This is a genomic window from Streptosporangium amethystogenes (assembly GCF_000721075.1).
GTDB classification, from domain to species: domain Bacteria; phylum Actinomycetota; class Actinomycetes; order Streptosporangiales; family Streptosporangiaceae; genus Streptosporangium; species Streptosporangium amethystogenes.
Genome location: NZ_JOEQ01000039.1, coordinates 1 through 13,235, shown reverse-complemented (window position 1 = coordinate 13,235; position 13,235 = coordinate 1). Strand labels below are relative to the sequence as shown.

The window sequence follows — 13,235 nt, the reverse complement described above, 5'->3', positions numbered from 1 at the left end:
TCTCTCCGCCGCTCACTTGAACGTGGAACGGTACTTGTCGACGTTTTCCTGGGTCACGATCGTGACGGGCACATCAATGGTCTTCTTGGCCTGCGCGCCACCGACCAGCGCCTTGACCTCCTTGACCGCCTCGTAGCCCTCGGTCCTGGGGTCCTGCTGCACGACTCCGGCGACGAAGCCGGCGTCGATGCCGCCGATCGCCTCCGCGGTGAGGTCCCAGCCGAAGACCTTGACCCGGTCGCTCGCGTTCTGCGACTTCACCGCGGCCACCGTGCCGAGCAGCGCGGGCTCTCCGGTGGCGTACACGGCCGTGAGGTCCGAGCGCGAGGTGAGCAGGTTCTCGGCGGCGGCCAGGGCGGCCTCCTGCTTGTTCTGCCCGTCCACGGTCTGGACGATCTTGGCGCCGGCCGCCTCGACGGTCGAGTTGAAGCCGTCCTTGCGCACGTTCTGGATGAAGGAGTTGAGCGCGCCGACCACGCCGATGTTCGGCGCGGCCACATTCTGCTTCTTGGCCCACTCGTTGACGAACGTGCCCATCTGCTTGGCCGCGGCCGCGTTGTCCACGCCCACCTGGGTGTCGACCGCCGGGGAGTCCACGATCGCGTCGACGGCCACGACCTTCAGTCCCGCGTCCTTGGCGATCTTGACGGCGGGCTTGATGCCCTCGACGTCGATGGCCACCACGATGACGCCGTCGAACTGCTGCTGGACGAAGTTGTCGATGGCCTCGTTCTGCTTCACCGGGTCGTCGTTGGCGTTGAAGATCGTAAGGTCGACGCCCGCATCCTTCGCGGCCTGCTGGGCGCCGGCGTTCATCTCGTTGAAGAAGATCGCCTGCTGGTTGATCTGCACCAGGCCGATCTTCGGCTTTTCTCCGCCGTCGGCCGAGGGCGCGGTGTCGGAAGCGTCCGTGCCGCCACATGCCGCGGCCAGCAGGCCGGTGGCAAGGATCGCCGTGACGGCGGTCAGGCGGGTGAAGCGAGTCGGTCGTGCCATCGAATCAGCCTTTCGAGACGCTGATACAGCGGGGGGTTGGTAATCGATTACCAATATCCGGGGATGGTAGCTACCAGGGCAAACTCTCGTCAAGGTGACGTAAGGCCGCGGACGCTCTATGGTTCTAACAACCCGCACATGAGCGAGCTCACATGACGGGGAGGCGGCCGGTTATCCTCAGCGCGACCAGGGAAATCGATTACACAACATGGGCGTGACAATCCACGACGTGGCCAGAGCGGCCGGCGTCTCCGTGGCCTCGGCCTCGCGTGCCCTGTCCGGGCGTCGCAAGGTCACCGCCGAGGTGGCCGAGCGGGTCACCCGGGCCGCCACCGAGCTGGGCTACCGGCCGAACGCCATCGCCAAGGCACTGCGCGACCAGACCACCGGAACAATCGGCATGATCGTTCCCGGCATCGGCAACCCGTTCTTCACCACGATCGTCGAGTCGGTGGAGCATCAGCTCCAGGAGACCGGACATGACCTGCTGCTGTGCGCCTCCCTGTACACACCCGAGATCGAGGCCCGGCGGCTGAACACGCTGCTGGCCCGGCGGGTGGACGGCCTGATCATCAGCCCGTGCGACTTTGAGGCCAGCGCGCCGGCCGTGCTGAACGCAGCCCGGCAGGTGCCCCTGGTACAGGTGGACCGCTACATCGAGGGCGGCGGAGCCGACTGGGTCGGTGTGGACGACGACTCGGCGCTGGCCCAGGCGGTCGACCATGTGGTCGCCGGAGGAGCACGCTCCGTCGTCTTCGTCAGCAGCCGCCTGATGAACTCCTCCGCGAGGTTGCGGCTGGCCGGCTTCCAGCTCGCCACAGCCCGTGCCGGGATCGCCTCCCTGCCGCCGCTACTCGGCGAGTTCACCCTCGCCTGGGGCTTCGAGGCCGGGCAGGCGCTGCTCGCCGGCGACGCCCTGCCGGACGCGGTGGTCTGTGGAAACGACGAGATCGCGGTCGGCCTGCTGCGGGCACTGCGGCTCGGCGGTGTACGGGTTCCCGAGGAGATATCGGTGGTGGGGTTCGACGACGTCGGCCACGCGGCGATGTGCGACCCACCGCTCACCACGGTGCGCCAGCCCGTGGAGGAGATGGCAGCCGAGGTGGTACGCCTGCTGAACCAGGTACGGGTGGGCGATCCACGGCCCGCGCAGCGCATCGCGATCGCCCCCCGGCTCGTCGTACGGCAGACCAGCCGCCCCGTGACCAGGGGCGTGGTCACCGCCGGAGCCGGAGGAACCATGACCGGGGACGGTCAGGAAGACAAGGAAACGACATGACCGACGTCGTGGAACTGACCCGCGAGCTGATCAGGATCGACTCGGTGGGCGGTGGCGAGGCCGCGGTCGCCGAGCCGCTCGCCCGCAGGCTGGAGGCCGCCGGTTTCGAGGTGCGGGCGCACGACCACGCGCCCGGCCGTACCGGACTGGTGGCCCGGTGGGGAACGGGCATGCCCGTCACCCTCACCGGCCACCTCGACACGGTTCCGCTGGGCGGCCAGGCATGGACGCACGAGCCGCACGCCGCGGAGGTGGACGGTGACCGGCTCTACGGGCGGGGGTCGAGCGACATGAAGGCCGGAGTGGCCGCGCTGGTCGTCGCCGCCGAGCGGCACGCGCGCGGGCCGGGCCGCCGGGTGGCGCTGGAGATCGTCCTCACCGCGGGAGAGGAGACCGGCTGCGAGGGCGCGATCGACATGATCGCCCGTGGGCTGGTCAGCCGATCCCGGGGGCTGCTGGTGGCCGAGCCCACCGCGAACCGCGCCCTGCTCGGGCACAAGGGCGCGCTCTGGCTGAAGGCGACCACCCAAGGCCGGACCGCTCACGGCTCGATGCCCCACCTGGGTGACAACGCGATCTACAAGCTGGCCCGCGCCATCGGCGCCGTCGAGCGCTTCGATCCCGGCGTTCCCCCCCACCCCTGGCTCGGCGCGCCGACCGCGAACGTGGGGACCGTACACGGCGGGATCAACGTGAACTCCGTCCCCGACCTCGCCGAAGCGACCGTCGACATACGCACGGTCACCGGCCAGGACCACGCGGAGCTACGCGAGCGGCTCCGGGAGAGGCTCGGCGGGGAGACCTCGCTGGAGGTGCTGACCGACCTGCCCTCGGTGTGGACCGACCCGGACGACCCCTTCGTGCGGGCCCTGCTCACCGCGGGGGCCCGCCCCCCAGGCGACCGACCGGCCGCCAGCTACTTCACCGACGCCTCGGTGCTGGTCGCCGCCTGCGGCGGAGTACCCACCGTGATCTGCGGCCCCGGGGAGCCGGAGCAGGCACACGTCACCGACGAGTACTGCGAGACTCCCCGGATCGAGGAGGCCGTCGAGATCTACACCGGCGCCCTGGCGGGGTTGTCGTCGTAACAAAAATCGGGTTAATTTGGCTGACCTGCGGTAACGCAACCGGTCAGGCACGCACCTGGAGCTCGGTGAACTCAGCCTCAGCCCGTGCGACGACGTCCGGATACACCTCGCGCCTGGTGTGTTCGGCCAAGGCCCGGTAGATGCCTGCCGGCTCCGCCTCCGCTGGTGCGATGTCCACCCACGTGCACCGGACGGCCGGGACCGTCCGGCAAACCTGACAGAGCGCTACTGGGCGCGAGCGTCGCCGGGAGACGGTACGGCCGTGCCGTCGTCGCCGTCGTCCTGCGGCTTCGCGGTGAGATAGGCGGCCCTTCCCACCATGTAGGCGGCCACCGCGGCCGTCACCACCTGGTAGACGGCGACCAGGACGATGACGCCGGCGATCTTCCAGCTGGGGTCGCGCAGCCACATGGCGAGCAGGATGAGGTGGAGGCCGAGCACCTGGGGCTTGGTCGCGGCGTGCATGCGCGCCAGGGTGCCGGGAAACCTGACCATGCCCACCCCCGCCGCGAACGCCAGCGTCGCCCCCAGCAGCAGGCAGACGGCCGCGGCCACGTCCATCGCGGTCACCGGGCACGCCCGGAGAAGAACCTGGCCAGCGAGACCGAGCCGACGAACCCCAGCAGGGAGAGCACCAGCAGCACGGGCAGCATCGAGTACTCCCGGTAGGTCGCCGCCCCCGCCCCGATCGCGCAGATGACGACGGCGGTGAGCACGTCCAGCGAGACGGCACGGTCCAGCATCGTCGGACCGCGCACCAGGCGGTAGAGCGTCATCGCCGCCGCGGCGGCGAGCAGTCCCAGAACGATCAGGTAAACCGTCGTCATCGCACCTCCTCCTGATCCACGCGGGTGCCGAAGGCTGCCACGATGCGGCCCTCCAGCCGGGTCACGTCATCCTGGGTGACCTGACTGACCGTCGACGGGTCACCGGGCACGCCGAGCACGTGGAGCAGGAGCGTTCTCTCCCGGACGTTCGCCTCCAGCACCAGGCTGCCCGGCAGCGCCGACAGCGCCACCGTCACCAGCACCGCCATCGGCTCCGACGAGGCGCGCAGCCTCACCTCGACGACCTGGACCGGCGGCGGTTTGCCCAGTCTCAGCGCCCAGAAGGCCACCCGGAAGCTGGAGATCACCATGTCCCGTAAGAAGCGGATGAGGAACAGCAGGATCCCGACAGGGTGCAGCCGGATGCCGGTGTCCTGGATCGGCAGGGGCAGCAGCCACACCAGGACCAACCCGACCAGCAGGCCGCCGAGCACGTTGCCCACGCTCAGGTCTCCCCAGAGCAGCAACCAGATCAGCGTCAGCCAGAGCACCTGCGGCAGTGGCACGGGCCTGCCCAGCAGCCGTAGCACCGTGAACGCCGGGCGGGGCTCGCTCATCGCTCACCGCCGAGCACCGCGGAGATGTACGGTTCGCGGGCCAGCAGTTCCGCCGCGGCCCGCTCCGACAGGGCGGACAGCGGGCCGGCCAGCACGGTGAAGGACAGGGCCAGCGCCACCAGGGCGGCGGTGGAGACGAACATGAGCTTCGGCATGGTGACGGAGGTGACGATCGCCTCGCCTGCGGCCTCGGCGGCGGGCTTCGGGTCCGCTCCGTCCCCGTCCTCCTGGGTCTCCAGTACGGTTCCCCCCTCGGTGACCATTCCCGCGGGCGGCACCCGCCAGAACGCCTTGTTCCAGGTCGTGGCCACCGCGTACAGGGTGAGCAGGCTGGTCACCAGCCCTCCGGCGACCAGGGTCAGGGCCATCGGACCGCCGTCCGCCACTCCCGCCTGGATCAGCCCGAGCTTGCCCAGGAAGCCTGACATCGGCGGGATGCCCGCCAGGTTCATCGCGGGCACGAAGAAGAGCACCGCGATCACGGGGGTCAGTTTCGCCAGACCACCGAGACCGTCCAGGGAGGTGGTGCCGGTGCGGCGCTCGATCATGCCGGTCACCAGGAACAGGCTTGTCTGCACGGTGATGTGGTGGGCCACGTAGAAGATGGCACCCGCCATGCCCTGGACGCTGAACAGGGCGACTCCGAACACCATGTAGCCGATGTGGCTGACCAGGGTGAAGGAGAGCATTCGTTTTATGTCGGTCTGCGCCACCGCTCCGAGCACCCCGACGAGCATGGTCAGCAGCGCCGCCCACATCAGTATGTCGCCCACCGGACCGCCGGGGAACAGCAGCGCCTCCAGCCGGATGATCGAGTAGACGCCGACCTTGGTGAGCAGCCCGGCGAAGAGCGCCGTCGCGGGGGCGGGCGCGGTCGGATACGAGTCGGGCAGCCACGCCGACATCGGGAAGATCGCGGCCTTGACCACGAAGACCAGCAGGAGTGTCAGCTCGACCAGCAGCCTGACGTGCTGGGGCAGCACCGAGAACCGCTCGGCCAGCTGCGCCATCGACACGGTGCCCGTGGCGCCGTAGGCCACCGCGATCGCGACCAGGAACAGCAGTGACGAGGCCAGTCCTATCACCGTGTAGGTGGCGCCCGCCCGGATGCGGGACTCGGTCCCGCCGAAGGTCAGCAGCACGTACGAGCCGCCGAGCAGCATCTCGAACCCGACGAAGAGATTGAACAGGTCCCCGGAGAGGAAGGCGTCCGACACTCCGGCGACCATGATCAAGTAGGCCGGGTGGAAGATCGACAGTGAGGCCTTGTACTCCTGGTCGGCCCAGGACTGGGCCAGCGAGTAGATCATCACGCAGAGCGTCACCGCGGAGGAGACCGCCAGCATCAGCGTGGAGAGCCGATCGGCGACGAGCGCGATGCCGATCGGCGCGCCCCAGCCCCCGGCGTGGGCCACCAGCGGCCCCTGCTGATCCGCCGCGAACAGCAGGACCAGCGACACGAGCAGCACCACCGTGAGCGTGCCCACGCTGATCAGCGCCTGCAACCTGCGCAGTCTCTGGCCGATGGCCAGCTTGAGACCGACGGCCAGTAGCGGCAGCACCACGGGCACCGGGATCAGCGCCTCCATCAGTCCTCCCCCTCCAGCTCGGGATCTTCCGCCCTGGCCTGTCGTGCCCGGTCCTCCCGGATCGCGGCGCGCATCTGCCTGCGGGCGTCGCGCTGGCGGGCGCGGAGCCGTTTGCGGATCTCACGCTCGCGCGCCGCCTGCTCCCGCTGCCTGCGGGCGAACTCGGCGCGCACCTCACGGAGGCGCCTCTCCCGGCCTTCCTTGGAGACGTCCTCCGCCTGCTGGGCCTCGGCGAAACGCTCGGCGAGCCGCTCGGCGGACAGGCCGTCGTTCTTGTGCTCCTGCAACCAGCGGCCCAGGTCGACGTTGACGTCCAGGATCCGCTGCTCCAGTTCCTCGGCCTCCCTGCGCTCCCACTCGTGGTGTTCCTCCTCCAGCCGGGCCAGTTCGGCGCGCTGCTCGCGGACCAGTTGCTGGTACGCCGCCTGCCGGTCGAGCACGGCCTGGCTCAGTTCGCCCTGCCGGGCGCGCAGCCGCACCTGACGGTCCTCGGTGTCGTCCTGCACCTCGTCGGCACCGGTGAGCTGCCAGGATCGATGGATCATGGCGAGCAGGAAGGCGGTGACGCCCAGCGTGATGACGATGGAGGTGAGCACCATGGCCTGCGGCAGCGGGTCGGCCATCCGCTCCGGATCGGAGACGCCCAGGATCGGCGGTTCTCCCGGCGGCCCGCCCACGGTGAGGATCAGCAGGTTCACCCCGTTGCTGAGCAGGATGACGCCGGCCAGCAGCCGGACCAGGCTCCTCTCCAGCAGCAGCGTGACCCCCGCGGCCACGAGCACGGCGACCACCAGGAGCGGCAGCACGGGCGCGGTCACCGGCCCTCCCCCTCGGCGATCTGCCGATCCAGCTCGGCGCCCAGGCTGCGCAGGATGTCCCGCACCATGCCGATCACCGTGATGTAGACCCCGAGGTCGAACAGGAGCACCGTCGACAGGTGCAGCTTGCCGACCAGCGGGACGTACAGATCGGCGGAGAGCATGTCCAGCACTCCGGTGCCGCCCAGCAACCCCACCAGTGCGGTGAGCGCGGACAGCAGGAGCCCCAGCCCGATCATCACCCCGGGAGCGACCGGTGCGGCGGCGGCCAGCTCGTGCCTGCCTCCGGCCAGGTAGCGCAGGACCAGCGCCAGAGCGGCCACGATGCCTCCGGCGAACCCGCCGCCCACCCCGCTGTGCCCGGTGAACAGCAGGAAGACCGAGACCAGCATCACGGTGTGGAAGGTCACCCGGGCCACGAACTCGAGGACCACCGTCCGCTGCCCCCGCGGCAGGGTGGTCACCAGCCAGTACGTCCGGGGCTCCTCCCCGGTTCTCTCCGGCGGGGGTTGCGGCGTGTACGAGCGGCTGCGCAGGAAGATCAGGCCGGTCATGCCGAGGGTGAGCACGACGAGCACGGAGCTCTCCCCCATGGTGTCCCAGGCCCGGATGTCGACCAGAAGCGCGCTGACGATGTTGGCGGCCCCGGCCTCCTTCGCCGCTTCGGCCATCAGCGTGCCGATCGGTGTCGCCTGCCGCGCGTTCATCGCGAACATGCCGGCCCCCGCCACCACGACACCGCTCACGATGCCGAGGGTGAGCCGCGCGCCGAACGACAGCCGCCCCCGCTCCTCCCTCGGCCCAAGGGGAAGCCTCCGCAGCACCAGCACGAACACGACCAGGCTCAGCGTCTCGACGAGGAACTGGGTCAGCGCCAGGTCGGGCGCGCCGTGGACGAGGAAGAGCAGCGCCGTGCCGTACCCGGTCAGGCCGGCCAGCAGCACGAGCACGATGTGCGCGCGCACCCTGAGCGCGATGGCCGTCGCGGCGATGATGAGCACGCCGATGACGGGCTGCTCGATGCGGTCCCAGGCCACCACGTCCAGCCGGAGGTCGAGTCCGGGGCCATACACCAGCGAGAAGACCCCCACCGCCGCCACCAGGGCGAATGCGATCATGAGGTAGTCGGGCAGCGAGCCGCGCTGGACGACGCCGGTCAGCTGCAGGGAGAAACGTTCCAGCCCGCGGACCAGGCCCCAGTAGACCCGGCCGGAGTCGATCACGTGCATGGCCTCCCCGATCCGCGCCAGCGGTCTCCTGGCCAGGAAAAGGAACGCTCCACCCGCCAGCGCGACGGCCGAGAGCAGCAGCGGTACCGGGGCGCCGCTCCACAGCGCGAGGTGGGTGCCATGGCCGGGCCCGGGGAAGGTATCGGTGTAGCTCCGCATCGCCTCGCCGTACCGTGCGGCGAACGGGGCGACGGCGAGGCCGAGCGCGGAGAGCAGCGCGGGCGGCAGGAACAGCGCGGCGCCGAAGGGATGCACGGACACCGGCTCGACACCGGGCTTGACGGCGAAGGCGCCCCACAGGAAACGTGCGCTGTAGCCGGCGGTGAGCGCCGACCCGAGGACGACTCCGGCGAGCACCACGGTGTCGATGCCCCGTCCGGTCAGCAGCGACTCGAAGGCCCCCTCCTTACCGACGAACCCCAGGAACATCGGGATGCCCGCCATCGAGGCGGCGGCCCCGGTGGCGACCGCGGCCAGCCACGGCGCCGAGCGCCGCAGGCCGCTCAGCTCTCGCAGGTCACGGGTACCGGTGGCGTGGTCGATGATGCCGACGGTCAAGAAGAGGGAGGCTTTGAACAGCGCGTGCGCGAGCAGCATTCCGACCCCGGCGATCGCGGTGTCGCGGGTGCCCGCGCCGAACAGCACCGTCAGGAAACCCAGCTGGCTCACCGTGCCGTAGGCGAGCAGCTTCTTGAGGTCGTGCTCGCGCAGCGCCCGCCCGGCGCAGAGCAGCATGGTGAGCAGGCCCAGGGGTACCGCGGTCCACCGCCAGGCGGCGAGCTCCCCGAAAGCCGGGCCGAGGCGGGCGAGCAGGTAGATTCCCGCCTTCACCATCGCCGCGGCGTGCAGGTAGGCCGAGACCGGGGTCGGCGCGGCCATCGCGGCGGGCAGCCACATGCTGAACGGGAAGACCGCCGACTTCGACAGCGCGCCGACCAGGATCAGCACCACCGCCACCGCCACCAGGCCGCCGGACGGCGGGCTCTGCACGATCCGCGAGATGCGGTACGTTCCCGCCGCCTCGCCGAGCACGACCATGCCGCCCAGCATCGCCAGGCCACCGGACGTGGTGACGATCAGCGCCTGCATCGCGGCGCGGCGGCTGGTCCTGCTGGCGGGGTCGTGGCCGATCAACAGGTAGGAGAAGACCGTGGTCAGCTCCCAGAACACGTACAGCAGCAGCAGGTCGTCCGCGACCACCAGCCCGAGCATCGCCCCGGCGAAGGCGACGAGCACCCCGGCGAACCGGCCCAGCCCCTCGGCGTCGGCGGAGAAGTAGCGCGAGCAGTACAGCACGACCAGCGCGCCCACGCCCGTGACCAGGGCCATCATGAGCAGGGCCAGCGCGTCGGCGCGGAAGGACAGTCCCAGGCCGAGGCCGGGCGCCCAGTCGTGGTGTGACTCGACGGGGATGCCGGTCAGGGCGATCCAGATCGTGTAGCCGAACCCGCAGGCCGTTGGCACGGCGAGCATGAGCAGCGCGGCCCTGCCGAAACGACGCACCAGCACCGGAGCGATCACCGCTGCCACGGCGTGCAGGATCAGCAGCGGCTCCATGTTCCCCCGTGACCCGTCGTGACAGACGTACGCCAGGATCCTAAAAGGCGTAAGTTTTCCTGGTCAAACGCGCGGAGCGCTGACCCGAACACCGTAGATCCTTCACCGAGACATGGTCGACTCCCCGGATGTTCCTGCTGGCGGGGACATTGGCACTCCCCGTAACCGCCGCCGACGGGAGCGCTTACCCCTCCCCTTTTGTGAGCGACGTCACCGCTTCCTGCCGGTACGGCCGAGCAGCCAGCCGATCACCGCGCTGCCGAGCGCGATGCCCGCACCCATGCCGAAGGCGGCGAGGAGCGACCAGGCGGGGACCCCGGGTCTGGGCTGTTTCACCGGGCGCTCGAAGACGTGCGCGGGGCCGGATTCGACCGTTGCTCCCGGCGCGGTGGGCGCGGTGGGCTCCGTGGGCACGGTCGCGGCGGGGATCTCGCCGGAGACGCCGGAGACGAGATGGCTCTCCACCGCGGAGAAGAAGTCACCCGCGGTCTTCCTCGCGACGGAGCCGAGCATGCGCTGGCCGACACCACCGATCATGCCGCCGATCACGGCCTCGGCGTCGTAGTCGATCCGGGTGCCGCCCTCGACCTCGCTGAGACGGACCTGCACCGTGGCGTCCACGGTGCCGGGGGCGCCCTGGCCGCGAGCCCTGAGCACGAACCGTTCCGGGGCCTCGGGCTCCGACAGGGCGACCTCGCCCTGGTAGACGCCCTTGATGGAGGCCACGCCCGCGGTGACGGTCATCCGGTAGGTGTCCGGGCCCGTCTCCTCAAGGCGCTCGCACCCCGGAATCGTGCGTACGAGCACGGCCGGGTTCTGGAGCGCTGACCACACACGATCTCTGTCGATGCCGAGCACGGCACTGCCTGCGAGCTTCACACCAGCACCCTAGGCAATCTCGGGGCGGGCGGATAACAGCAACATCTGCCCGCCGGCGCCGCTCTTCGTTGTCAGTGCTGCCGCCCTGACGCACGAGACCGGCCGGGTCAGCCGGGCGCGGGGCTTCCGGCTCGCAGGGACGCGCCCACGTCGTGCAGGTGGCGCAGCGCCTGCGCGTACGAGCTGATGATCCCGGTCTCCAGGTAGTCGACGCCCAACTCCTCGCAGTAGGCCTGGACGATCGGCTGGGCGCGGCGCAGGTTGGGCATCGGCATGCTGGGGAACAGGTGATGCTCGATCTGGTAGTTGAGCCCGCCGAGCACGGTGTCGAGGACCTTGCCGCCGCGCACGTTGCGCGAGGTCAGCACCTGGCGCCGGAGGAAGTCGAGCTTCTCCTCGCCCCTGAGCATCGGCATCCCCTTGTGGTTGGGCGCGAAGGTGCAGCCCAGGTAGACGCCGAAGATCGCCTGGTGCAGCAGGAGGAAGACCACGGCCTTGCCCGGCGACAGCACGGTGAACAGCGCGCCCAGGTACAGGACGGCGTGCACGGCCAGCAGCGCCCCCTCCGCGGCCCGGTTCCTGGTCGTCGGGCGCATCAGGGCCCGGACGCTGGACACGTGGAGGTTGAACCCCTCCAGCGTGAGCAACGGGAAGAACAGGAACGCCTGCCGGCGGCCCAGGAGTCTGGGCAACCCCCTGCTCTCGGCGGCCTGCTCGTGCGACCAGATCAGGAAGTCGGGGGCGACGTCGGGGTCGTGGTCCTCGTGGTTGGGGTTGGCGTGGTGGCGGGTGTGCTTGTCCATCCACCAGCCGTAGCTCATGCCGATGGCGAGGTTTCCCGCCACCAGCCCGGCGAGCTCGCTGGAGCGGCGGGAACGGAAGACCTGGCGGTGGGCCAGGTCGTGGGCGACCAGCCCGATCTGCGCGAACACCACCGCGAGGAAGACGGCGACCAGCAGCTGGTACCACGAGTCGCCGACGGCGAAGAAGACGGCCCAGCCGCCGACGAAGGACGCCGCCACCAGGCCGAGCCGTGCGGCGTAGTGACCGGGGCGCCGGTCCAGCAGCCCCGCCTGGGCGATCCGGCGCGACAGGCGGGCGAAATCACTACCCCGTTCCACGCTTTCAAGGGGGGCGGGGGGATCCGCGTCGTCGATCGCGGTGGAGTTGGTCACGGTTCTCCTCAGATGGGCCGGATCACTCGAATGATTACGTCAGTCGGCGACGCCACATATCTACGCCAACCGGGCATGATGACTTTCCCAGGATCGCGTGCTCGCCGCGCTCGCAAACCCCCGCTCCCACCCCTACTCGTGGTAGTGCTGACCCTACCCCGCCAAATGCCGTGATCAAGGAAGTACAACAACATAGCCATTTGGACCGCCCTCGCGCGGCATGATCGAACAGGCTCCTGGCTGCTGGCAGGATGGTCGCCCATGGCATCGGGGACGTACTGGACGATAATAGCGGTGGCGGCGGCGACGGCCCTGACGGTGAGCGCCGGGTGCGCCACGGGCCCGGACGGCGGGTCAGGCGAGGCCGCCGCCCCCGCGCCGGGTGCCTCCTCCGATGCGGAGAAGACCCCCGCCGGCGGGGACGGCCGGGCCGCGAGGACACCGGCAGGGCCACCGGGTGCGATGCCCAGGCCCGGTGAGGTGGGCGTGATCCCCCGCCCCGGTGACGGCCTGCCACCGGTGATCAGCTCCATTCCCACCAGGCGGAAGGTCGTCTTCCTGACCATCGACGACGGCTGGGAGCAGGATCCCGGATTCGTGGCACAGGTCCGTGACCAGCGGATCCCGGTGGCGGCCTTCGTCACCCGCGACGCCGTGGAGGCCAGGGGCGCGACCGATCCGACCGCCCAGGGCGGCAGGTTCCTGGGCGCGGGCAAGTGGAGGTACGTCCGCGACCTGCGCGACGCGGGGGCGACGATCGAGAACCACACGCTGACGCACCCGAACCTGCCCGCGCTCGGCTACGAGGGACAGAAGGCCGAGATCTGCGGCACCTCCACACTGATCCGCAAACACACCGGCACCGCCCCCACCCTGTTCCGCCCGCCGTTCGGCAACCACAACACCCTGACCCGCAGGGCCGCCAAGGCCTGCGGCATCGACGCGCTCCTGCTCTGGACCGCGACCGTGCAGCCGGGCGGAAAGATCGCCTACCAGGTGCCCGACAAGAAGCTCCGCCCCGGCGACGTGCTGCTGCTGCACTTCCGCCCGAATCTCGCCCGCGACTTCGAGATCCTCGTCGCCAAGATCAAACGTCGGGGCTTCGAGATCGGCAACCTCGACGCGTACCTGAAGGCGGTGACCCGCTAGTGCCGTGACCGCATTGGTTCGCCGGGTTTGTCAGGCTGCGGCCTTGAGAGGGCGTCCGCCCCAGCGGATGCCCTTCTCGCCGCGGATGCGTA

General features: G+C 70.1%; 13 protein-coding genes. 3 read left to right on the top strand and 10 right to left on the bottom strand.

The genetic code is table 11. From position 1 onward, the window contains the following. Positions 1–12 precede the first annotated feature (12 nt). Positions 13–996 (bottom strand): substrate-binding domain-containing protein, encoded by a 984-nt coding sequence (locus IG98_RS0137150; protein ID WP_030923542.1) that lies wholly within the window; start codon positions 994–996, stop codon positions 13–15. Between the two features lie 208 nt (positions 997–1,204). Here IG98_RS0137150 and IG98_RS0137145 point away from each other — a divergent pair, with 208 nt between their 5' ends. Next, positions 1,205–2,275: a LacI family DNA-binding transcriptional regulator gene (locus IG98_RS0137145; RefSeq protein WP_063766355.1), complete on the top strand. Its 1,071-nt coding sequence runs from the start codon at positions 1,205–1,207 to the stop codon at positions 2,273–2,275. Continuing rightward, the gene (locus tag IG98_RS0137140; protein ID WP_030923540.1) at positions 2,272–3,363 is read left to right on the top strand and encodes a M20 family metallopeptidase; all 1,092 of its coding nucleotides are present in this window, start codon (positions 2,272–2,274) and stop codon (positions 3,361–3,363) included. The genes IG98_RS0137145 and IG98_RS0137140 overlap by 4 nt, the downstream gene beginning before the upstream one ends. 43 nt (positions 3,364–3,406) lie before the next feature. Here IG98_RS0137140 and IG98_RS54480 read toward each other — a convergent pair whose 3' ends face one another. The 9 genes from IG98_RS54480 to IG98_RS0137095 form a co-directional block, all read right to left on the bottom strand. Continuing rightward, positions 3,407–3,541: a hypothetical protein gene (locus tag IG98_RS54480; protein WP_281178585.1), complete on the bottom strand. Its 135-nt coding sequence runs from the start codon at positions 3,539–3,541 to the stop codon at positions 3,407–3,409. A 47-nt stretch (positions 3,542–3,588) separates the two neighbouring features. Continuing rightward, positions 3,589–3,924 carry a monovalent cation/H(+) antiporter subunit G gene (mnhG, locus tag IG98_RS0137130; protein ID WP_037972312.1) on the bottom strand — a complete coding sequence of 112 codons (336 nt, stop codon included), beginning with the start codon at positions 3,922–3,924 and terminating at the stop codon, positions 3,589–3,591. Positions 3,925–3,929: 5 nt separating this feature from the next. Beyond that, positions 3,930–4,190: an MrpF/PhaF family protein gene (locus IG98_RS0137125; RefSeq protein ID WP_030923538.1), complete on the bottom strand. Its 261-nt coding sequence runs from the start codon at positions 4,188–4,190 to the stop codon at positions 3,930–3,932. Beyond that, the gene (locus IG98_RS0137120; protein WP_030923537.1) at positions 4,187–4,747 is read right to left on the bottom strand and encodes a Na+/H+ antiporter subunit E; all 561 of its coding nucleotides are present in this window, start codon (positions 4,745–4,747) and stop codon (positions 4,187–4,189) included. The genes IG98_RS0137125 and IG98_RS0137120 overlap by 4 nt, the downstream gene beginning before the upstream one ends. Then, positions 4,744–6,336 (bottom strand): Na+/H+ antiporter subunit D, encoded by a 1,593-nt coding sequence (locus tag IG98_RS0137115; protein WP_030923535.1) that lies wholly within the window; start codon positions 6,334–6,336, stop codon positions 4,744–4,746. The genes IG98_RS0137120 and IG98_RS0137115 overlap by 4 nt, the downstream gene beginning before the upstream one ends. Then, complete coding sequence (locus IG98_RS0137110) at positions 6,336–7,154, bottom strand: Na(+)/H(+) antiporter subunit C (RefSeq protein ID WP_030923533.1); 819 nt, start codon at positions 7,152–7,154, stop codon at positions 6,336–6,338. Before IG98_RS0137110 ends, IG98_RS0137115 begins: the two co-directional genes overlap by 1 nt. Further along, positions 7,151–9,940: a Na+/H+ antiporter subunit A gene (locus tag IG98_RS0137105; protein ID WP_030923531.1), complete on the bottom strand. Its 2,790-nt coding sequence runs from the start codon at positions 9,938–9,940 to the stop codon at positions 7,151–7,153. The genes IG98_RS0137110 and IG98_RS0137105 overlap by 4 nt, the downstream gene beginning before the upstream one ends. 210 nt (positions 9,941–10,150) lie before the next feature. After that, positions 10,151–10,819 (bottom strand): SRPBCC family protein, encoded by a 669-nt coding sequence (locus IG98_RS0137100; protein ID WP_030923529.1) that lies wholly within the window; start codon positions 10,817–10,819, stop codon positions 10,151–10,153. 107 nt (positions 10,820–10,926) lie between these two features. Further along, complete coding sequence (locus IG98_RS0137095) at positions 10,927–11,994, bottom strand: fatty acid desaturase family protein (RefSeq protein ID WP_084195926.1); 1,068 nt, start codon at positions 11,992–11,994, stop codon at positions 10,927–10,929. 261 nt (positions 11,995–12,255) lie between these two features. On the opposite strand from IG98_RS0137095, the gene IG98_RS0137090 reads away from it, so the two are divergent. Beyond that, positions 12,256–13,143 carry a polysaccharide deacetylase family protein gene (locus tag IG98_RS0137090; RefSeq protein ID WP_030923524.1) on the top strand — a complete coding sequence of 296 codons (888 nt, stop codon included), beginning with the start codon at positions 12,256–12,258 and terminating at the stop codon, positions 13,141–13,143. Positions 13,144–13,235 lie beyond the last annotated feature (92 nt).